Source organism: Thauera sp. JM12B12, from assembly GCF_039614725.1.
Lineage (GTDB): Bacteria > Pseudomonadota > Gammaproteobacteria > Burkholderiales > Rhodocyclaceae > Thauera.
On sequence record NZ_CP154859.1, the window covers coordinates 3,068,561 to 3,089,613 of the forward strand.

Here is a 21,053-nt window from a genome sequence, read left to right on the forward strand (position 1 = left end):
GAATCTCGCCGGAACTATATTTGCTCAAAGCATCATTGTCAAAAAAACATCACGCCCTGCCACAGGGCGTATGGTAGCGGTATCGTTCACCTTTCGCATGCGCAACACGGCAAAAAAAGCGCTGCGCCGGAGCCCGCCAGACACCGGCCAATCATGTTTGCTGCGCCGCACCAGAGAACGCAATGAGCCCGCATCCGAACGCCGATGAAACGCCCCGCCAACGCTCGCGCTGGCGCCTCGACCGCCTCCTGCGCGGCGGACGTCGTTATGCCCTTCCCTGGTTGTCATGGCAGCGCTGGCACGTACGCCTGCTGCTGGTCGGCGCCGCACTGCTGGCCGGCCTGATCGCGATCGCATTCGCGATCGGCGCCGAGCTCGCGATCAGTGCCCACGCCGGGGTGGTCCGCGAGCGCCCCTGGCTCAGCCTGCTCATCGCACCGGCGGGCTTCGCCGCGCTCGCGTGGATCTCGCGACGCCTTTTCCCCGCCACCGAGGGCAGCGGCATCCCGCAGGCGATCGCGGCATCGATGTCGGACGACGGCCGCGTGCGGCGGCAGCTGCTGTCGTTCCGCATCGCCGTTGCCAAGGTCTTCCTCACCCTGGGCGGGCTGCTGTCGGGCGCCTCGATCGGCCGCGAGGGCCCATCCGTGCAGATCGGCGCCTCGGTCATGCACCTGCTGGCCGGGCGCAAGCGGCGGCGTATCGCGTCGAGCCGCGACCTCATCGTTGCCGGCAGCGGCGCAGGCATTGCTGCAGCGTTCAACACCCCGCTGGGCGGGATCATGTTCGCGATCGAGGAGATGTGTCGCCACCGCGCCTTCCGCGCCAACAGCACGACGCTGACCGCAGTGATCTTCGCCGGCCTGATGTCGCTCGCCGTGCTGGGCAACTACACCTACTTCGGCCGCACGCTGGCGAGCGTCGGCTGGCCCGACGGGATCTGGCTGGTGCTCGCCTGCGGGGGCATCGGTGGCCTGCTGGGGGGTGGTTTCTCACGCCTGCTGATCGCATCCGCACGCGGCCTGCCCGGGCAGCTGGGCGTGTTCGCGCTCAGCCGGCCGGTCGCCTTCGCGGCCTTGTGCGGACTGGCGACCGGGATCATCGGCTGGGCCAGCGGCGGGCTGACCTACGGTACCGGCTATGCCGAATCGAAGGCGGCGCTCGAGGGCAGTGCAGCGCTGCCGACGGCCTTCATGCTGATGAAGATGGCCGTGATCTGGCTCGCCTTCGTGTCACGCATCCCGGGCGGCATCTTCGCCCCGGCGCTCGCCGTGGGCGCCGGACTGGGTTCGGACATCGCCCTGCTGCTTCCAGGCGAACCCGACCCGGCCGTGCTGGTTCTGGGGATGGTGGCCTTTCTCGCCGCGATGACGCAGACGCCGATCACCTCCTTCGTGATCGTCATGGAGATGACCGCGAACCACGAGATGCTGCTGCCGTTGATGGCCACCGCGGTGGTCGCCCATGGGGTATCTCGCTCGGTGGCACCGATTCCGCTCTACCACGCGCTCTCCCACGCCTGGCTGCGACGCGCAGAAGGCCGGCTGCACCGCGCCGGCCCCCCGCCACGACCATCGACGCCGTCAGTTGTAGCGCCCGAGGCCCCTGCCGCTGACGGCGCCACGCAAACCGGCTCAGCGAATGCCGGCGCGCCGGATCAGCGCCTGTAGCTCGCCGACGATCCCACGACGGAACAGCAGCACGCAGACCACGAAGATCACCCCCATGATCACCGTGACCCAGGAGCCCACGCTGTCGGCCAGCTCCGTCTGCAGCGAGACGATCGTCGCCGCGCCGACCAGCGGCCCGAGCACGGTACCGAGGCCGCCCAGCAGCGTCATCAGCACCACCTCGCCCGACATGTGCCAATGCACGTCGGTCAGCGAGGCAAGCTGGAACACCAGGGTCTTGGTCGCCCCCGCCATGCCGGCGAGCGAGGCGGAGAGCACGAACGCGAGGAGCTTGAACTTCGCCACGTCGTAGCCTAGGGACACCGCGCGCGGCTCGTTCTCGCGAATCGCCTTGAGGATCTGGCCGAAGGGCGAATTGATCGTGCGATAGATGATGAAGAAGCCGATGCAGAAGATCGCGAACACGAGGTAATACATCGCGATGTTGTTCGACAGGTCGATGACGCCGAACAGGTGGCCGCGCGGCACGCCCTGCAGGCCGTCCTCGCCGCCGGTCGCCTTCCACTGCAGGACGATGAAATACACCATCTGCGACAGCGCCAGCGTGATCATCGCGAAGTAGATCCCGGTGCGGCGGATCGCCAGCACGCCGAACACCCAGCCGAGCACGCCGGCAGCGAGCGTGCCGCCGATGATGCCGAGCTCGGGCGTGACGCCGACATCGCGCACCAGCATGCCGCAGACGTAGCCCGCGCTACCGAGGAAGGCGGCGTGACCGAAGGAGAGCAGGCCGGCGAAACCGAGCAGCAGATTGAACGCGCAGGCGAACAACCCGAAGCACAGGATCTTCATCAGGAAGGTGGGATACACCGCGAACGGGGCCACCAGCCCGATCAGGAACAGCACGCCGAAGAGGATCGGGGTGGCGCGCGCGAACATCGAATTCGTATCGTTCATCAGCTTGTTTCCTGTCGCCTCGTTCAGGCCTTGCCGAACAGACCGGCCGGCCGCACCAGCAGCACGATCACCATGATCACGAACACCACCACCGCCGAGGCTTCCGGGTAGAAGACCCGGGTCAGACCCTCGATCAGCCCGAGGCCGATGCCGGTGAGGATGGAGCCCATGATCGACCCCATGCCGCCGATCACCACCACCGCGAACACCACGATGATCAGGTTCGAACCCATCAGCGGGCTGACCTGATAGATCGGCGCGGCCAGGACGCCGGCGAAGGCCGCGAGCGCCACGCCGAAGCCGTAGGTGAAGGTGATCAGCAAGGGCACGTTGATGCCGAGCGCCTGGACGATCTGCGGATTCTCGGTGCCGGCGCGCAGGTAGGCGCCGAGCTTGGTCTTCTCGATGATGAACCAGGTGGCGAAGCACACCGTCAGCGCCGCGACCACCACCCAGCCGCGATAGATCGGCAGGAACATGAAGCCGAGGTTCACCCCGCCCTGCAGCAGTTCGGGCACGGGGTAGGACTGACCCGAGATGCCGTACTGGTCGCGGAAGATGCCCTCGAAGATCAGCGCCAGGCCGAAGGTGAGGAGCAAGCCGTAGAGGTGGTCGAGCTTGTAGAGCTTGCGCAGCATCGTGCGCTCGATGACCACGCCGAGGGCGCCGATGACGATGGGCGCGAACAGCAGCGCCACCCAGTAGTTGATGCCGAGCTTGTTGAGCGCGATCCACGCCACGAACGCACCCATCATGTACTGGGCGCCGTGGGTGAAGTTGATGATGTTGAGCAGCCCGAAGATGATCGCCAGGCCCAGGCTCAGGATCGCGTAGAACGAACCGTTGATGAGGCCGACCAGCAGCTGGCTGCCGAGCAGCGCGCTCGGGACACCGAAGATTTCCATGTGCGACTCCCGCACCGGAGCGGCTGCGCCACCCCGGTGCGTCGTGAAGTGCGGGAGAGCCCCGCGATCAGCTTACTTCTTGACCAGCGGGCACTTCGACTGCGCCAGCGGCAGGAAGGCCTCGTCCGCCGGGATGGTCTGGCGGATGTGGTAGTAGTCCCACGGGTACTTGGACTCGTCCGGCTTCTTGACCTGGGCGAGGTACATGTCGTGGATCATGCGGCCGTCGTCGCGTATGCGGCCGTTCTTGGCGAAGAAGTCGTTGATCGGCGTGGACTTCATCTGCGCCATGACCTTGCCCGCCTCGTCGGTGCCGGCGGCCTTGACCGCGCGCAGGTAGTGCATCACCGAAGAGTACTGGCCGGCCTGCACCATGGTCGGCATGCGCTTGTGCTTGTCGAAGAAGCGCTTGGACCAGGCGCGGGTCTCGTCGTTGAGATCCCAGTAGAAGCCGGTGGTCAGGTACATGCCCTGGGTGCTCTGCAGACCGAGCGAGTGCACGTCGGAGATGAACATCAGCAGGCCGGCGAGCGACTGCTTGGGCGTGACGCCGAACTCGGCCGCCTGCTTGATCGCGTTGGTGGTGTCGGCGCCGGCGTTGGCCAGGCCGATGATCTTGGCGCCCGAGGCCTGGGCCTGGAGCAGGAAGGACGAGAAGTCGGAGGCCGGGAAGGGATGGCGCACGGAGCCGAGCACCTTGCCGCCGTTGGCGGTGACGACCGCTGACGAATCCCGCTCCAGCGCCTGGCCGAAGGCGTAGTCGGCGGTGAGGAAGTACCAGGTGTCGCCGCCCTGCTGGGTCACGGCCTTGGCGGTGCCGTTGGCGAGGGCGTAGGTGTCGTAGGTGTAGTGCACCGCAAGATCGGTGCATTGCTCGTTGGTGATCGGCGTCGAACCCGGGCCGCTCATAAGCGTGATGCGGTTCATCTCCTTGGCGACCTTCATCACCGCCAGCGCGGTCGAGGTCGTCACCAGCTCGGTGGCGGCATCCACGGCCTCGCGCTCGAACCACTCGCGTGCCTTGTTGGAGGCGATGTCGGCCTTGTTCTGGTGGTCCGCGGAGACCATCTCCACCTTGAACTCGGGTTTGGCCTCGGCGATGAAGTCCTCGATCGCCATCTGGGTGGCGAGCACCGCGCCGGCGCCGGCGAGATCGGAGTAGGTGCCCGACATGTCGGTGAGCACGCCGATCTTGACGGTATTGCCCGAGATCTGCGCGCTCGCCGCGCCCGACAGCGTCGCGAAAGCGGCCGCGCAGGCCAGCGTGGTGAGTTTCTTCATCTGCATCGTGTGTCTCCGTCTCGTTCGTGTGGTTGTTACGCGAGGACTGCGCGGCGGTGCCGCTCAGACCCCCAGCGTCTGGTGCAGCCAGTCCATCTTCCCCGGGAGTTCTTCCGCGGAGATGGTGGCGATGATCTCGCCGTGCTCGAGCACGTAGTGACGGTCGGCGAGCGGCGCGGCGAAGCGGAAGTTCTGCTCCACCAGCACGATTGTGAAGCCGCGCGATTTCAGCTCGACGATCACCTCGCCGAGCTTCTTGACGATGACCGGTGCCAGCCCCTCGGTGATCTCGTCGAGCAGCAGCAGCTTGGCCCCGGTGCGCAGCACCCGCGCCATCGCCAGCATCTGCTGCTCGCCGCCCGAGAGCTTGGAACCGGGGCTGCTACGGCGCTCGTAAAGGTTGGGGAACATCTCGTAGATCTCGTCCACCGACAGCGCCCCGCTCGCCACCTGCGGCGGCAGCATCAGGTTCTCCTCGGTACTGAGCGAGGCGAAGATCGCGCGCTCCTCGGGCACGTAGCCGATGCCATAGCGCGCCATGCGGTGGGTCGGCTCGGCAATGACCTCGCGACCATTGACCATGATCGAGCCGGTGCGCTTGCCAACCAGGCCAAGCACCGATTTGAGCGTGGTCGAACGCCCCGAGCCATTGCGCCCGAGCAGCGTCACGCACTCGCCGCGCGCGACCTTGATGTCGATGCCGTGCAGGATGTGCGACTCGCCGTAGAAGGCGTGCAGGTCGTGGATCCGGAGCATCTCCGGATGGGGGGTGAAGGCACTGGTCATGGCTCTCGCGTCGCGTGAATCAGTGGTGGGCGTCGCTCATGTCGTCCGAACCGACATAGGCCTCGAGCACCTTGGGGTTCTTCGACACTTCGGCGTAGCTACCCTCGGCGAGGACGCTGCCGCGGGTGAGCACGGTGATGCGGTCGCACAGGTTGGCGACCACCGACAGGTTGTGCTCGACCATCAGGATGGTGCGATTGGCCGACACCTTGCGGATGAGCTCGACCACGCGCGCGATGTCCTCGCTGCCCATGCCCTGGGTGGGTTCGTCGAGCAGCATCATGCGCGGCTCGAGCGCGAGCGTGGTTGCGATCTCCAGCGCACGCTTGCGCCCGTAGGGCATCTCGGCGGTGAAGGTGTCGGCGAAGGAGGTCAGATCGACCGCCTCGAGCAGCGCCATCGCCTCGTCGTTGAGGATCTCCAGCGACTTCGCCGAGCGCCAGAAATGGAACTCCGTCCCGAGCCGGCGCTGCAGCCCGATGCGCACGTTCTCGAGCACGGTGAGATTGGGGAAGGTCGCCGAGATCTGGAAGGAGCGCACCATGCCGCGGCGCGCGGTCACCGCCGGCGCCTCGCGGGTGATGTCCTTGCCCTCGAAGAGGATCGCCCCCGAGGTCGGCGGCAGGAACTTGGTCAGCAGGTTGAAGACCGTGGTCTTTCCTGCGCCGTTGGGGCCGATGAGGGCGTGGATATGCCCTTTCTGCACCTTCAGGTTGACGTCGGATACAGCGACGAAGCCCTTGAACTCCTTGGTGAGTCCACGGGTTTCGAGAATGAACTCGCTCAAGGGTGTCTCCTGCCCGGGGGTTCGTTTTTATGCAGGCAGTGTTCCGGCCGGAGCGGGAGGCGTCAACCTATGGTTTGCCCCAATGTGCAGCGCAGCGCGGATCGCGCGCGGGCAGGCGCGGCGGGCGAAAGAAGCAACGGGCGGTCGCCCTTCGGCGCGCCGCCCGTTGCTGTCGTACCGCAGACCGGAGCAGGATCAGTTGCCGCTCATCGCCATCATCAGCTGGTTGATGCGCTTGACGAAGGTGGCCGGGTCGTCGAGCGTGCCGCCCTCGGCGAGCAGCGCCTGATCGAACAGCACCGCGGCCCAGTCGTCGAAGTGCTTGTCCTCGTACTTCAGGCGCAGCACCGCCGGATGGCTGGGGTTGATCTCGAGGATGGGCTTCGACACCGGCGCGCTCTGGCCGGCGGCCTTGAGGATGCGCGCGAGGTTCATGCCCAGGTCGTGCTCGTCGGCCACCAGGCAGGCAGGCGAGTCGGTCAGGCGCAGCGTCACCTTCACCTCCTTGACGCGCTCGCCCAGGCTCGCCTTCATCTTGTCGAGCAGCTCCTTGTACTCGTCGGCGGCCTTCTCGGCCTCCTGCTTCTCGGCCTCGTCCTCGAGCGCGCCCAGGTCCAGCCCGCCCTTGGCGACCGACACCAGCGGCTTGCCGTCGAACTCGGTGAGGTTACCCACCACCCACTCGTCAACGCGGTCGGTGAGCAGCAGCACCTCGATGCCCTTCTTGCGGAAGACCTCGAGATGCGGGCTGTTCTTGGCGGCGTTGAAGGTCTCGGCGGTGACGAAGTAGATCTTGTCCTGGCCTTCCTTCATGCGGCCGATGTAGTCGGCGAGCGACACCACCTCGTCCTGGTTGTCCAGCTTGGTCGAGGCGAAGCGCAGCAGGCCGGCGATCTTGTCCTTGTTGGCGAAGTCCTCGCCCACGCCTTCCTTCAGCACCTTGCCGAAGGCCTTCCAGAACTCGGCGTACTTCTCCTTGTCCGCGGCCTCGTCGCTGTTGGCGAGGCTCTCGATGAGCGTCAGCACCTTCTTGGTGCAGCCGGCGCGGATGGTGTCGATGTCCTTCGATTCCTGCAGGATCTCGCGCGACACGTTGAGCGGCAGGTCGGCCGAATCCACCACCCCGCGCACGAAGCGCAGGTAGGTCGGCATCAGCTTCTCGGCGTCGTCCATGATGAAGACGCGCTTCACATACAGCTTGATGCCGTGCTTGGCGTTGCGGTCCCACAGATCGAAGGGCGCGTTCTTCGGGATGTAGAGCAGGTTGGTGTATTCGTGGCGGCCCTCGACGCGCGAGTGGGTCCACGCCAGCGGGTCCTCGAAGTCGTGGGCGACGTGCTTGTAGAAGGCGGTGTACTCGTCGTCCGTGATGTCGTTCTTCGCGCGTGTCCACAGCGCGTTGGCCTGGTTGACCGTCTCGTCCTCGTCGGTGACGACCTGCTTCTTCTGCTCCTCGTTCCACTCCTCCTTCTTCATCACGATCGGCTGCACGATGTGATCGGAGTACTTACGGATCAGGCTCTTGAGCTTCCACGACGACAGCAGGTCTTCCTGGCCCTCGCGCAGGTGCAGGGTGATCTCGGTGCCGCGGCCGGGTTTCTCGACCTGCTCCACGGTGTAGGCGCCGGCCTCGTCGCCGGTCATCGAGCACTCCCACCTCACCGCCTGGTCAGCAGGCAGGCCGGCGCGGCGCGACACCACGGTGACCTTGTCGGCGACGATGAAGGCGGAGTAGAAGCCGACGCCGAACTGGCCGATCAGGTGGGCGTCCTTCTTCTGGTCGCCGGTGAGCTTGCCGAAGAATTCCTTGGTGCCCGACTTGGCGATGGTGCCGAGGTGGGCGATCGCCTCCTCACGGCTCATGCCGATGCCGTTGTCGGCGACGGTGACGGTCTTCGCGTCGGTGTCGAAGCCGATGCGGATCTTCAGTTCGCTGTCGTTCTCGTACAGGCTGCCATTGTCGAGCGCCTCGAAGCGCAGCTTGTCGCAGGCGTCAGATGCGTTGGAGACGAGCTCGCGCAGGAAGATCTCGCGGTTGGAGTACAGCGAGTGGATCATCAGGTGAAGCAGTTGCTTCACCTCGGCCTGGAAGTTCATCGTCTGGGCGGCTGCGGTTTCGGACATGGATACGACTCCAGCTTGGGTTACGGATCAGTGCGTCCGAAGATGGGGCCACCCGTCCGGCTTTCAAGCCCCGCTACCGATACTGCACCTCGGTGACCTCGATCTCGCGCATCCCCGCCGGGCTCTGGAAGCGCACCACGTCGCCCGCACGCGCCTTCAGCACCGCGCGCGCCAGCGGCGAGATCCAGCTGATGCGGCCCTGCGAGGCGTCCGCCTCATCCACGCCGACGATCTGCCAGGTCTGCTCGTCCCCGGTCTCGAGGTCGCAGAAGCTCACCGTGGCGCCGAAGAAGACCTGCTCGAGGCCCTGCTGGCGCTCGGGGTCGACCACCTCGGCGCTCTCGATGCGCTTGATCAGGAAGCGGATGCGGCGGTCGATCTCGCGCAGCCGCTTCTTGCCGTAGATGTAGTCGCCGTTCTCCGAACGGTCGCCGTTGCCCGCCGCCCAGGCCACGGTCTCGACCAGCTTCGGGCGCTCGATGCGCACGAGCTGGTCGAGCTCGACGCGCAGCGCGTCGTAGCCGCGCCGCGTCATGTAGTTCTTGCTGCCTGCAGGCAGGCGCAGCGCGGGAGCGAGCTCGTCGTCCTCGTCGCCGTCGTTTTCCTTCACGAAGGCCTTGTTCACTGCCGGATGTCCTGGGTTCGAGAAAGTCGAATGGTAAGGAATCCCCACCGGTCGCGTCACGCCCGCCGGGCAGGCGGCCGCCAAGTTGTCATCCACCGTCGCCGCGCATAACATGCCCGGCAAAACATTCCGGGTGCCTACGCCCGGCGAACATCGGCGCGAAGGGGGACGCAAGCATGATCAACAAGGTATTCGACGAGGTGACCAGCTTGCGCCTGCGTCTCCAGGAACTGCGGCTCGAGCATCGCGACCTCGACGATGCGATCGCGGGCCTGGCGACCAATCCGACCGGTGACGAGCTGATGCTGCGCCGGCTCAAGAAGCGCAAGCTCGCGCTCAAGGATCGCATCATCGCCATCGAGCACATGCTGAGCCCCGACGAGCGCGCCTGAACCCGCCCTCCTCACGGACGCGCACGAGCACGGACCGAGCGCGAACACCGCAGGCGCGGGACGCACGCCCCTCCTTTCCTTCACCATCTCAGGCCATCCATCCAGCCCATGAAAGACATCCAGATAGGCGGTCAGTCGGTCGCCGTTGCCGTCCGCGGCGAAACGACCGCGACCCCGCTGCTGCTGATCCACGGCGCCGGACATGACCACGGCGTCTGGGACGCCGTCGCGCCCGGCCTGGCGGACGCCGGCTACCGCGTCATCGCCCCTGACCTGCCCGCTCACGGCGCCTCCGGCGGCGCCCCCCTGCCCGACATCGAGACGATGGCGGCCTGGGTGATCGCGCTCGCCGATGCGCTCGATCTCGATCGCTTCGCCCTCGCCGGCCACAGCATGGGCTCGCTGGTGGCGCTCGCGGCAGCGGCACGTGCGCCCACGCGCGTGCAGGCGCTCCACCTGCTCGGCAGCCTGGCCCCGATGCCGGTCGCCCCGTTCATGCTCGACGCGGTGCGCACCGACCCGCCGCAGGCGTGGGCGCTGATCAACAAGTTCTCCTACGCGCCGGCCGAGGTGCTCGGCGAATCGCGCCGGCGCGCACTCGAGGACGCCAACCTCGAGCGCATGCAGCGCCAGGGGGCGCCCGTGCTCGCAAGCGATCTCGCCGCCTGCGATCGCTGGCAGGATGGACTGCAGGCCGCGGCGCAGGTGCGTTGCCCGGTGCTGCTGCTGAGCGGAGACTGCGATCGCATGACCCCGGTCACGGCGGCCACGCCGCTGCGCGACGCCTTCACCGGCTGCGACGCGCGCCAGGTCGTGCTGCAGGGGGTCGGACACACACTGATGCTCGAGGCCCCCCAGCAGGTGGTCGACGCCATGCGGCCGGCGACCTGAGAACCGGCTGCGGGCGACACCGGCAGTCGAACACCTTGCGGAGGATGACACGATGGCGCACGAACCTTCACCCCAGGATCAGCCGCGGAACGCGGACGACCCCGGCCTGCCCTTCCCGGCCGCGCGCGACGTTTCGCCCGCGGCGCCGCTGCGCTGGCTCGCCCGCGGCTTCGCCGACCTGCGCGCCTGCCCCGGCTCGAGCCTGTTCTACGGGGTCTGCTTCGCGGCGATGGGCCTGCTGACCGTGATCACCCTCGTCCATGCCTACGAGTACGCCGCCGCGCTCGCCTCCGGCTTCCTGCTCGTCGGACCGCTGTTCGCGATGGGGCTCTACGAGATCAGCCGCCGCCGCGAGCGCGGCGAGGCCTGCGCGCTCGCCCCCACCCTCACCGTGTGGCGGCGCAACCTCGGCAACATCGGCGTGTTCGCGGTGGTGCTCGGCGTGGTCCTGCTGGTCTGGGCGCGCGCCTCGATGGTGGTGTTCGCGCTCTTCTACACCGAGACGCTGCCCAGCCTCGAGAGCCTTGCCGAGCAGATCCTCGCCCTGCGCAATCTCGAGTTCCTGGGCACCTACTTCGGCGTCGGGCTGATCTTCGCGACGATCGCCTTCGCCGCCAGCGTGGTGTCGGTGCCGCTGATGCTCGACCGCAACCAGGACGCCGTGAGCGCGATGCTCGGCAGCTTCGGCGCCCTGCTGCGCAACCCAGGGCCGATGCTGGTGTGGGCCGTGCTGATCGTCCTGCTGACGGCAATCGGCTTTGCCACCTTCAACATCGGTTTCGTGGTCCTGATGCCGATTCTCGGCCACGCCAGCTGGCACGCCTACCGCGACCTGATCGAGCCGCTGCCGCCCCCCTGAACGCCGCCGACCGCTCGGCGCGCTGGCGAGGCCGCTCAGTCCGCCAGCGCCAGCACCACCGGCTGATGATCGGACGCGGCGGTGTCCGCAAGCACCTGCAGATCGAGCACGCGCGGCGCGAGGTCTGCGGTGACGAAGAAGAAGTCGCAGCAATAGGCGCGGTCGGGCCACTCCGCGCCATGCAGCCCGACCGTGGGCGCATGCGGCGTCCCCGGCCGCAGCAGCTGCCACGCGTCGCACCACGCCGGCACACCGGCGCCGATCGGCGCCTGCATCCGCGCATGCTCGGGCGAACCCGGCTCGCAGTTGAAATCACCGCACACGATCGCCGACGCCGGGCGGGGACGTGCGGCGAACGCCGGGTTCGCCTCCTTGCCGCGCGCCGGTGCCGCCGCCTGCGCCGCTGCCTCGGCCTGCAGCGCGCGCAACGCTTCGACCTGTGCCCGGCGCTGGCGCGCCGAGTAGTACTCGAGATGCGTGGTCATCACCCGCAGGGGGCCGCACGCCGTGCTCACCACCGCCTCGACGCACACCCGCTGCATGGACGGAAAATCGGCGTCGGCCGGTGCCGGAAGCAGGTGCCGGAACACCTGCCCCACCGGCAGCCGCGACAGCAGCAGATTGCCGAAGCGCGCCCGCCCGCCGCCACCGTCCGGCACATCCATGCCGGCCCCGAAGACCGCCTCGAACCCCGGAAAGGCCGCGGCGAAATGCGCGGGCTCGTCCTCGCGCGCCCCCCCGGCCAACCCGGGGAAGTTGCATGCCACCTCCTGCAGGCACACGAGATCGAAATCGCCCGCGGCGCGGATGGCCGCCACGCTGCGGGCGAGGTCGACCCGGCCGTCAGCGCCCCGGCCCCACTGGATGTTCCACGTCAGCACTCTCATCGCGCCCTCCCCTGCCGTCCTCGAAAGCGTGTCTCCACGACCACAAAGATATATCGGCAGACACCGCCCGGGCCATGGCCACCCGCCGGGGCCGTGCTTGACGCCCGCAGCGCGAGGCGCCATTTTGCGGCCATGCCCCTCACCCTCCGCCACGTCCTGGCCCTCGTCGTGCTCGCGCTGCCGCTGTGCGCACTCCTCCCGCATGCCGCAGCGGCGCCCGGGCAGCCGCTGCGCATCGGCGTGCTCGCCTTCCTCGGGTCGGACGCCGCGGTCGAGGAATGGTCGCCGGTGATCGCGCGCTTGCGTACCGCGCTCCCCGACTACACGCCGACCCTTCACCATCTCGACCACGATGGCCTGCGCGATGCGGCGCAGCGTGGCGAGCTCGACTTCATCATCACCAACCCCGGGCACTACATCGAGCTCGAGGCCAGCCTCGGGGCGAGCCGCATCCTCACCCTGGACGCCGGCGGCCGCCGCGCCCCGGAGCGCGCGCTCGGCTCGGCGGTCATCGTCCCCCGCACCAGCGCGCTGCAGACACTGGACGATCTGCGCGGACGCCGACTCGCCATCGTCGGCCGAGGCGGCTTCGGCGGCTTCCAGCTGGTGTGGGGCGAGCTCGCCGCTCGCGGCATCGACCCCGAGACCGACCTGGCCGGATTGCACGAGGTCGGTTTTCCGATGGGCGGCGTGGTCGATGCGCTCGACGCCGGCGCGGCCGACGCCGGCGTGCTGCGCAGCTGCCTGCTCGAAGCCCATCCCGAGTGGCAGGCGCGCTTTCGCGTGCTGGCGCCCCGCGCCGAGAGCAGCTTTCCTTGCGCCACCTCGACCCCGCTCTATCCCGACTGGCCGCTCGCCGCACTGCGCGACACCTCGCCCGAGCTCGCACGCATGGTGGCGATCGCCCTGCTCGGCATGCGCCACGACGACGACGGCCTGGCGTGGTCGGTCGCAGCCGACTACCAGCCGGTGCACGAGCTCTTCCGCCGCCTCGAGATCGGTCCCTATGCCTACCTGCGCGCGCCCACGCTGATGGTGCTGGCCGAGCGCTACTGGCCCTGGGTGGCGGGCTTCGCGCTGCTGATCGCGGGCTGGATCTTCTATACCGTACGCGTCGAGCATCTTGTGCAGGTCCGCACCGCGGCCCTGCGCGACGCGCTTGCTGCACGCGAGGCCATGGAGGCGCGCATGCGCGGCGCGCTCGAGCAGGCCGAGCACCTGTCGCGGCTGTCGGTGCTGGGCGAGCTCTCCGGCACGCTCGCGCACGAGCTCAACCAGCCGCTGGCCGCGATCGCCAACTACGCCAACAGCCTGGTGCGCCGCGCCGACAACCAGCGCCTGACCGAGGCCGCGGTGCGCGAAGCCGCGGGCGAGATCACCGGCCAGGCCGAGCGCGCCGCCGGCATCCTCGGCCGCATCCGCGCCTTCGCGCGCAAGCGCACCGCCAGCCGCGAAGCGGTCGCGCCACGCGAACTGGTGGACGAGGCGATCGCCCTCTTCCGCGGCATGCTCGCCCATGCGCCGCCGATCGCGATCAGCGACGCCCTGCCCGCCACAGCCCTGATCGAAGTCGACCGCCTGCAGATCCAGCAGGTGCTGCTCAACCTGCTCAAGAATGCATGGGACGCCAGCCGCACCCAAGCGCCGGAACGCCAGCGCATCGACATCGGCCTCGCCAGCGCAGCCGGCAGCCTGCGCATCGCGGTGCGCGACTACGGCAGCGGGCTGGCCCCCGGGGCGCACGAGCACCTGTTCGAACCCTTCTTCACCACCAAGGCAGACGGCCTCGGCCTGGGGCTGTCGATCTGTCGCAGCATCGCCGAGGCCCACGGCGGCAGGCTGAGCGCCGAAACCCCCGCCCCCGCCGGCGTCGGCGCGCTCTTCGTACTCAGCCTGCCCATGCAGGCGCCCAGCCCGACCGCCACGCGCGGCGAACAAGCACAGTCATGACCCCGACCGCAGAAGACATCCTGATCCACGTCGTCGATGACGACGCCGCGTTTCGCCGCTCACTGGTATTCCTGCTCGAATCCATGGGGTGGCGGGTCGCCAGCCACGCCTCGGCCGAGGACTTCCTCGTCGCCACCCCCGAGCCGTCCGCCGCGGCCTGTCTGGTGCTCGACATCCGCATGCCGATGATGAGCGGGCTGGAGCTGCAGCAGCAACTGCACCAGCGCGGCTGCAGCGTGCCGATCGTGTTCATCACCGGCCATGGCGACGTCGAGCTCGCGGTGCAGGCGATGAAGCACGGCGCCTGCGATTTCCTGGAGAAGCCGTTCAAGGACCAGGCCCTGATCGACGCCGTGGGCCGCGCGGTGAAGCTGGGCTGCGAGACGCGGGCACGCAACGCGCGCTGCGACGAGGCCCGGGCCCTGCTCGAGCGCCTGTCTCCACGTGAGCGCGAGGTCGCCCGCCTGGTGGCGCTCGGGCTGCCCAACAAGCTGGTCGGGCGCGAGCTCGACATCAGCGAGAAGACGGTGCACGTGCACCGTCATCACGTCATGGAAAAGACCGGGGTCGGCAGCGCCGCCGAGCTCGCGCGCCTGATGTTGCGCGCGGATCCGGCGGCGCTGGACTGAAACGCGCGGCGACTCTGCGAGCGCTGCTTTCGCGGGCAAGCCCGCTCCCACGATGGTACGCCACGCTGTGGGAGCGGGCTTGCCCGCGAATGGGCGGAGCGGCTGACTTGCGGCCCCGCTCCGCCACACTGCTTCACACCCGCTCGAGGCGCGCCGGCAAGCCCTGCCGCACCGCGGTGCCCGACACGGCATCCACCCAGATCACCCTGCCGCCGCGGGTCGGGTCGGCGAGGCCGAGCTCGTTGAGGTTGATGCCCGCGCGCAGGTCGGGCCGGTCCGGCTGCGCCTGGTCGCCGATGCGGTGCGCACGCGCGCCCAGCTCACGGTGGCCATAGCCGTGCTCGATCGCCATCACGCCCGCTGTCACGCCCTCATGTACGATCACCGTGCACTCGGCCGCACCGCCCGGCGTGCGGATGCGCGCCGTGTCGCCGCTTCTCAGGCCGAGCTGTGCGGCGTCGGCCGGATGCACGGCCACCGGGTTGTCCGGGTGCAGGCCGGTGATGCGGGTGGCGATGCTGTACGAGTTCTGCAGCGCCGACTTGTAGCTGATGATCTGCAGCGGCCAGTCGGCCTCGGTGTGCACCGCGCGCATCGGCGTGCCGTCGTAGAAGGCCGGCGCCGTCCATTGCGCGCAACCGGCAAAGCGCGCGCCAGTGAGCGTGTTGCGCGCGCTGCCGACCATCTCGTTCCACAGCCACAGCGGCTTGGTGAAGCGGTGGGCCTGCCATTCGGGCTGCTCGGCATCCTGCGCCTCGGTGGCGGGCTGGTAGCGCCCGCCGCGGGTGAACAGGAAGGCGACCTTGCGCCATTCATCGGGCTTGAGCACGCCCTCGAGCTGCGGGCGGATGCGCTCGACACCGGAGAGCTGCAGGTCCTCGTCGCTCGCATCGCCCACCGGCGCCTTGCCGGCGAAGGCGATGTTGGCGCCGCCGCGCAGGTACCAGTCCTCGGGGGTGTCGAGCGGGTAGCGCCTGCCGTCCATGTCGGCGATCGCGTCGGCGCCGAAGCCGGGCAGCTTCATCGCGCGGGCGAGCGCGATGTAGAAGGTCTCCATGCCGATCGGCGCGCCCGCGGGCGTCTTCGCCGCCTTGGGCTCGACCACCGGCCAGCGCGCGGTCGTGGCCTTGGTCGGCACGCCGTTCCAGGGCGCCGCCCAGCCCCAGCTCTCGTACATCAGCGAGTCGGGCACGATGTAGTCGGCGAAGGCGTTGCTCTCGTTGATCAGCGGGTCGACCGAGATGATCAGCGGCAGCTTCTTCGGGTCGGCGAGGTCCTTCTCGATCAGCGGGCGCACGCCGGTGATGCCGTACAGCGGGTTGCAGCTCCACAGCACCAGCGCCTTGAGGCCGTAGGGATAGCCGCGCAGCGCGCCCGGGAACCATTCTGTGCCCAGGCCCGGCGCATTGGGGAACCAGGCGTCGCTGGCCGGATAGGCCTTGCCCTCGGCCTGGCGGCGCTTGAATTCGGCCGAGCGCTCGTAGGCCACGTTGCGCCCGAGCGGCGTGCCGGCCGGCTTGAGCATGCCGGGGAAGGTCTCGAGGTCGTAGCGCGGACCGGCGCCGTTGTCCTTGAAGCCGCCGCCGTTCATCACGAAGCCGCCCTTGCAGTTGAGGTTGCCGATCAGGGCGTTGAGGGTGACCACCGAGTAGGCGTTGTAGAAACCGTTGCCGGCCATCATGCCGCCATGCGCCACCGCGCTCGCCTTGCGGCCGTGGCGGGTGAACTCGTCGGCCAGGCCGACGATCACTTCCTCCGGGATGCCGCACGCGGCCGAGTAGTCGGCGATCGACAGCGCGCGCGCCGATTCGCGCAGCAGCTCGAAGGAGGTCTTCACCGTGACCGGCTTGCCGCCGAATTCGATGACCCGCGTGGCTTCCAGCACCGCCGGCACGGTCGCGGTCTCGGCCGCGACCAGCGCGCCGTCGGCGGTGGCGATCACATAGGGGTCGGCGTCCTTATATTTGTCCTCGGCGGCGACGGCCATGCCGATGTCCGAGCCGCGCAGGAAGCGGCCCTGGCGCGCATGACCTTCCTCCGCGATCACCAGCCAGCCGGCATTGGTGAAGGACGGCTCGCCGGCGGCCTGGGCGGCCTTGAGGTTGGGCCAGGCGAGGTAGGCGGTGTTCACGCGCGCGTTGTCGAACATCCAGCGCATCATGCCCATCACCAACGCCCCATCGGTGCCCGGGCGGATCGGCACCCAGCGCCCGTGCTCGGCGGCGGCGAGGTTGTGCGAGTTGTTGAGCACCGGATCGACCACCACGTAGTCCAGCCGGCCGTCGGCGCGGCCCTTGGCGAGCATGCCGCCGGTGCGCTTGAAGGGGTTGCCGGCGTTGCCCGGGGCGGTGCCGATGAAGAGCACGAACTCGGCGTTGGCCAGGTCGGGCTTGGCGTGCGGCATCTTCTTCAGGTCGCCGAACAGCGCGCCGGAACCGGAGCGGTAGGCGCCGCCGCAGTAGGAGCCGTGGCCGACGTGGTTGAGCGTGCCGTAGGCCTGGTTCCAGAAGCGGCGGCTGAAGGCCTCGCGGCCGTCATTGACGCTGGTCAGCACCGCGACCTGGTTCACCCGCTTGCCGAGCTCGGGCGCCGCGGGGTCGATCGGCTGCTCGAGGTCGCGCAGCGCGGCGAGGCCCTCGACATGGCCCTCGCCGAAGAGGTCGCCGCCCTCCACCACTTCCTTCACCAGCTGCTCGAAGGAGATCGGCTGCCACTGGCCGGAGTTACGCGGACCGACGCGCTTCAGCGGGGTGAGCACGCGGAAGGGGGAGTTCATCTGGTCCATGGCCGCGTTGCCGCGACCGCAGGCGGTCGAACGCCCGGCGAGGCCCTTGTCCTGGAAGCGCGACATCGCAACCAGGCTCTCCTTCACCGACGCCTTCATCGGCAGGTGGGGCTCGGTCGACAGCGGGCTGTAGGGGTTGCCGACCACGCGGATGACCTGGCCGCTCGCCTTGTCGATGCGTACGCGCACGCCGCACTGGGTGGTGCAGCCGAGGCACGCCGTGTAGCTGACCTGCTGGTTCGGGTTGGGGGTGAATTCGCCCGTGACCGGATCGACGGTGAATTCCGGCTCCGCCGAGCGGCCGTGGATGTGGCGGCCCTCGGCGATCTTCTGCTCTTCGGGGCCGGTGAAGTTGGCCACCATGCGGCCCAGGGTCTGCGAGAAGCCGGCGGCAAAGGCGGCGAGGCCACCGGCGGCGATGATTTCACGACGTTCGATTTTCATGATGTTTCTCCTTGGTCGCCCGCGCTCAGGCGGTAGCCTTGTCGGGGGTGCCGGCCGCGAGGCGGTCGAGCGGCAGCAAGGTGGTGATGAGGACGAAGAGGAAGATCCACAGCCCGGCGGTGCCGACGATGCCGAGCAGGCCCTCGGGGCCGAGCGGCAGCGCATAGCTGTAGTAGCCGGCACCGGTCTTGGGCACCTCCTGGCCGCCGATGAAGATGGACCAGCGCATCATCCATGCCGAGTGCAGCGCGAGCAGGCCGATCAAGAGGCCGGAGCCGGGCGCTTTCCAGGCCAGCACCAGGGTCAGCACCGTGGCGGCCACCGCCCACACGGCCGAGAGCTGCCAGTTGGCCGAGGGGCCGACTTCGGCCAGGGCCTGGGCATGCACCGGCGCGATGCCGGAGACGCCGAGCGCCAGCCACAGCGCGCCCACCGCCAGCGCCGCCACCTGGCTCGCGGCCAGCACGCCGGCCATGCGGCGGCTCGCGGCCGCGTCCTTGGGCCCGAAGCGGTTGAACAGCAGCGCCAGGCCGACCGCGCCGGCAAAGGCGGTGACGAAGAACTGCAGCGGCAGCAGCGGCGTGTTCCACAGCGGACGGGCCTGCACCACGGCGACCTCGGCCCCGGTGTAGAGCGCCACCAGCGCCGCGCCGACGAAGGTGAGCAGCGCCGCGGCCTTCAGGGCGCCCCGGCTGTCGTGGCCGCCGTAGGCGAGCACCCCGGCCAGGCCGGCCAGCTTGCCGCCGCTCGCGGCATGGCGCGCCAGCTCCGGGCGGAAGGCCAGCCAGGCGTAGATCAGCAGGCCGCCCAGATACAGCGGGATGAAGAAGGCGCCCCACGACATCCAGGAGCTCGGCGTGAAGTACGCATAGAAGTGCCAGAAGCGGCCCGGCTGGTGGAGGTCGGCGAGCAGCGCCACCGGCGCGGCCAGGCCGCACACCAGCGCGCCCAGCAGGGCCAGGCGCGAGATGCCCGCCCAGCCCGGACGGCGGAAGACGATGCCGGGCAGCGACAGCAGCCAGGCGCCGTAGGACAGGCCGATCAGGAAGAAGTACTGCACCGCCCACGGCAGCCACGCGACTTCGCGCGCGACGTTGAGGGTTTCGACGATGTTCGGGTTCATGCTGGATCTCCTCGCGTGCGGTTCAGGCGTGCGGCAGGCTGCGGGGCTTCCACAGCGTGCCCTGGCCCTCGACCTTGCCGGTGAAGCGCTCGTCGAGGCCGATGTAGAACACCCGCGGCGCGGTCTCGAGCTCGGGCTTGAGCACCTTCAACTGCGGCTGCGCTTCCTTCAGGCGGCGAGCGAGCTCGCCCTCGGGATCGTTGATGTCGCCGAAGATGCGCGCGCCGCCGACGCAGGTCTCGACGCAGGCGGGCAGCAGGCCGGCATCCACGCGGTGGGCGCAGAAGGTGCATTTGTCGGCCTTGTTGGTCTCGTGGTTGATGAAGCGCGCGTCGTAGGGGCAGGCCTGCACGCAGTAGGCGCAGCCCACGCAGCGGTCGCCGTCGACGGCGACGATGCCGTCCTCGCGCTTGTAGGTGGCGCTCACCGGGCACACCGGGATGCAGGGCGGGTTGTCGCAGTGGTTGCACAGGCGCGGCAGCACGTAGGTGCCGGCCGGCTGGGCGCTGTCGGTGAGCTTGACGCTGTAGGTCGACACCACGGTGCGGAAGCTGCCTTCCGGCACGGCGTTCTCCTGGATGCAGGACACCGTGCAGGCCTGGCAGCCGATGCACTTGCGCACGTCGATCAGCATCGCCCACTGCTGCCTGCCGGTGCTGGCGATCGCCGGCGTGGGCGCGATCGCAGCGGCGGCGGTCAGCACCGGCACGCCGCGCAGGAAGTTGCGGCGCGAGGGCGAGGCCGGCGCGGGCGCCGCCGATGCGGCACGGGCAGCGGGATCGGGGGTCTGGAAAGCCTTGTTCATTGCGGTACTCCACGGGCCATTGGCGTGGATGCCACTCTAGGCTTTCGATACCCCTACAAAAATTGGGGAGATGAGGCAGGCCTCTAGATGGTTTTACCTATTCCCGCAGCCGCGCGGCTGTGCCGCACCGGGGGCATAATCGAGGCCTCCCGATCGACAGGACGCATCCGATGGCAAAGGCGCACGAGCACGCGCACCCCTCCCACACCCACGCGGCCGGGCACGGTCACGACCACGAGCACGCGCGGCCGCACGATCACGGCCATGGGCACGCCCGCGCTCACCACGACCACCACCACGACCACTCCGCCAGCCGCTACCTGCCGCTGGCGCTCGCACTCACGCTCGGCTTCGCCGCGGTCGAGGCCTTCGCCGGCTGGTGGTCGGGCTCGCTCGCGCTGCTCGGCGACGCTGGCCACATGCTCACCGACGCGATGTCGCTCGGGCTCGCCGCGATCGCCGCGCGCGTCGCCCGGCGCGCGCCGAGCCATCGCCATTCCTATGGCCTGCGCCGGATCGAGGCGCTGGCCGCGCTCGCCAACTCCGTTTTCATGCTGGCGGTGGTCGGCGGCCTGGTGTGGCACGCAATCGAACGCCTGATGAATCCGCGCGAGGTCGCCGGCGAGGCGGTGATCCTGGTCGCGCTCGGCGGGCTGGTGCTCAACGTCGTCGTCGCCTGGCTGCTCACCCGCGGCGAAGCCGACCTCAACACCCGCGGCGCGCTGCTCCATGTGATCGGTGACCTGCTCGGCTCGGTGGCCGCGCTCGCCTCCGGGGTGGTGATCCTCTACACCGGCTGGACGCCGATCGACCCGATGCTGACCATGCTGATCTGCGGGCTGATCCTGTTTTCCACCCTGTCGCTTCTGCGCCGGGTGGTGAACACGCTGCTCGAGGCGGTGCCCGACGGCATCTCCCTGCCCGAAGTGGGCCGTGCGATGGCCGCGGTCCATGGCGTGCGCTCGGTGCATGACCTCCACATCTGGAGCCTCGATTCGCACCGCACCGCGCTCTCGGCCCATGTGGTGCTGGGCGAGGCGGCGCGCTGGCCCGCGGTGCTCGAGGCCGAGCGCAAGCTGCTGCAGACCCGGTTCGGCATCGAGCACGCCACCCTGCAGCCCGAACTCCCGCCCGCCCAGCCGCTCGTGTTCACCCCGCGCGGCGCGGGCAGACCGTAACTGCTCCGCGACAG

General features: G+C 68.9%; 18 protein-coding genes. 7 read left to right on the forward strand and 11 right to left on the reverse strand.

The annotated features are described in order from the left end of the window. The first annotated feature begins 182 nt into the window (after nucleotides 1-182). Nucleotides 183-1,670, forward strand: a complete 1,488-nt coding sequence (locus AAG895_RS13880) for a chloride channel protein (RefSeq protein WP_345792585.1) — start codon at nucleotides 183-185, stop codon at nucleotides 1,668-1,670. Here the strand turns inward: AAG895_RS13880 and AAG895_RS13885 are convergent. From AAG895_RS13885 to greB, 7 genes are all read right to left on the reverse strand, one after another. Next, on the reverse strand, nucleotides 1,635-2,588 hold the full coding sequence (locus AAG895_RS13885; RefSeq protein ID WP_345792586.1) for a branched-chain amino acid ABC transporter permease: 954 nt from the start codon (nucleotides 2,586-2,588) through the stop codon (nucleotides 1,635-1,637). The two genes, AAG895_RS13880 and AAG895_RS13885, sit on opposite strands and share 36 nt — an antisense overlap. A gap of 23 nt (nucleotides 2,589-2,611) precedes the next feature. Further along, nucleotides 2,612-3,493: a branched-chain amino acid ABC transporter permease gene (locus AAG895_RS13890; RefSeq protein WP_345792587.1), complete on the reverse strand. Its 882-nt coding sequence runs from the start codon at nucleotides 3,491-3,493 to the stop codon at nucleotides 2,612-2,614. 72 nt (nucleotides 3,494-3,565) lie between these two features. Next, nucleotides 3,566-4,780: an ABC transporter substrate-binding protein gene (locus AAG895_RS13895; RefSeq protein WP_345792588.1), complete on the reverse strand. Its 1,215-nt coding sequence runs from the start codon at nucleotides 4,778-4,780 to the stop codon at nucleotides 3,566-3,568. A 57-nt stretch (nucleotides 4,781-4,837) separates the two neighbouring features. Next, nucleotides 4,838-5,560: an ABC transporter ATP-binding protein gene (locus AAG895_RS13900; RefSeq protein WP_345792589.1), complete on the reverse strand. Its 723-nt coding sequence runs from the start codon at nucleotides 5,558-5,560 to the stop codon at nucleotides 4,838-4,840. A 19-nt stretch (nucleotides 5,561-5,579) separates the two neighbouring features. Then, nucleotides 5,580-6,347, reverse strand: coding sequence for an ABC transporter ATP-binding protein (locus AAG895_RS13905; protein ID WP_345792590.1), 768 nt, complete (start codon nucleotides 6,345-6,347; stop codon nucleotides 5,580-5,582). A 195-nt stretch (nucleotides 6,348-6,542) separates the two neighbouring features. Continuing rightward, entirely contained in the window at nucleotides 6,543-8,471 is a 1,929-nt protein-coding gene (htpG, locus tag AAG895_RS13910; protein WP_345792591.1) for a molecular chaperone HtpG, read from the reverse strand. A gap of 73 nt (nucleotides 8,472-8,544) precedes the next feature. Then, nucleotides 8,545-9,096: a transcription elongation factor GreB gene (greB, locus tag AAG895_RS13915; RefSeq protein ID WP_345792592.1), complete on the reverse strand. Its 552-nt coding sequence runs from the start codon at nucleotides 9,094-9,096 to the stop codon at nucleotides 8,545-8,547. A 176-nt stretch (nucleotides 9,097-9,272) separates the two neighbouring features. Here greB and AAG895_RS13920 point away from each other — a divergent pair, with 176 nt between their 5' ends. The 3 genes from AAG895_RS13920 to AAG895_RS13930 all read left to right on the forward strand — a co-directional run bounded on the left by AAG895_RS13920 (nucleotide 9,273) and on the right by AAG895_RS13930 (nucleotide 11,238). Next, the gene (locus AAG895_RS13920) at nucleotides 9,273-9,488 is read left to right on the forward strand and encodes a YdcH family protein (RefSeq protein WP_345792593.1); all 216 of its coding nucleotides are present in this window, start codon (nucleotides 9,273-9,275) and stop codon (nucleotides 9,486-9,488) included. Between the two features lie 108 nt (nucleotides 9,489-9,596). Then, nucleotides 9,597-10,379, forward strand: a complete 783-nt coding sequence (locus tag AAG895_RS13925; RefSeq protein WP_345792594.1) for an alpha/beta hydrolase — start codon at nucleotides 9,597-9,599, stop codon at nucleotides 10,377-10,379. Between the two features lie 52 nt (nucleotides 10,380-10,431). Beyond that, nucleotides 10,432-11,238, forward strand: coding sequence for a DUF2189 domain-containing protein (locus AAG895_RS13930; RefSeq protein ID WP_345792595.1), 807 nt, complete (start codon nucleotides 10,432-10,434; stop codon nucleotides 11,236-11,238). 35 nt (nucleotides 11,239-11,273) lie between these two features. Here the strand turns inward: AAG895_RS13930 and AAG895_RS13935 are convergent, their stop codons facing one another. Beyond that, on the reverse strand, nucleotides 11,274-12,125 hold the full coding sequence (locus tag AAG895_RS13935) for an endonuclease/exonuclease/phosphatase family protein (protein ID WP_345792596.1): 852 nt from the start codon (nucleotides 12,123-12,125) through the stop codon (nucleotides 11,274-11,276). Nucleotides 12,126-12,257: 132 nt separating this feature from the next. Here AAG895_RS13935 and AAG895_RS13940 point away from each other — a divergent pair, with 132 nt between their 5' ends. Then, the gene (locus tag AAG895_RS13940) at nucleotides 12,258-14,075 is read left to right on the forward strand and encodes a PhnD/SsuA/transferrin family substrate-binding protein (protein WP_345792597.1); all 1,818 of its coding nucleotides are present in this window, start codon (nucleotides 12,258-12,260) and stop codon (nucleotides 14,073-14,075) included. Further along, the gene (locus tag AAG895_RS13945) at nucleotides 14,072-14,704 is read left to right on the forward strand and encodes a response regulator (protein ID WP_345792598.1); all 633 of its coding nucleotides are present in this window, start codon (nucleotides 14,072-14,074) and stop codon (nucleotides 14,702-14,704) included. The genes AAG895_RS13940 and AAG895_RS13945 overlap by 4 nt, the downstream gene beginning before the upstream one ends. Before the next feature lie 133 nt (nucleotides 14,705-14,837). Here the strand turns inward: AAG895_RS13945 and AAG895_RS13950 are convergent, their stop codons facing one another. Genes AAG895_RS13950 through dsrO form a run of 3 tightly spaced genes read right to left on the reverse strand, consistent with a single transcriptional unit; the run spans nucleotide 14,838 to nucleotide 19,861 of the window. Beyond that, the gene (locus tag AAG895_RS13950) at nucleotides 14,838-17,933 is read right to left on the reverse strand and encodes a molybdopterin dinucleotide binding domain-containing protein (RefSeq protein WP_345792599.1); all 3,096 of its coding nucleotides are present in this window, start codon (nucleotides 17,931-17,933) and stop codon (nucleotides 14,838-14,840) included. Between the two features lie 25 nt (nucleotides 17,934-17,958). Next, a complete protein-coding gene (gene nrfD, locus AAG895_RS13955; protein WP_345792600.1) occupies nucleotides 17,959-19,056 on the reverse strand; it encodes an NrfD/PsrC family molybdoenzyme membrane anchor subunit in 1,098 nt (365 codons plus the stop codon). A 22-nt stretch (nucleotides 19,057-19,078) separates the two neighbouring features. Then, the gene (dsrO, locus tag AAG895_RS13960) at nucleotides 19,079-19,861 is read right to left on the reverse strand and encodes a sulfate reduction electron transfer complex DsrMKJOP subunit DsrO (protein ID WP_345792601.1); all 783 of its coding nucleotides are present in this window, start codon (nucleotides 19,859-19,861) and stop codon (nucleotides 19,079-19,081) included. 170 nt (nucleotides 19,862-20,031) lie between these two features. Between dsrO and AAG895_RS13965 the strand changes: the two genes are divergently transcribed. Then, nucleotides 20,032-21,039 (forward strand): cation diffusion facilitator family transporter, encoded by a 1,008-nt coding sequence (locus AAG895_RS13965; protein WP_345792602.1) that lies wholly within the window; start codon nucleotides 20,032-20,034, stop codon nucleotides 21,037-21,039. Nucleotides 21,040-21,053: the final 14 nt, after the last annotated feature.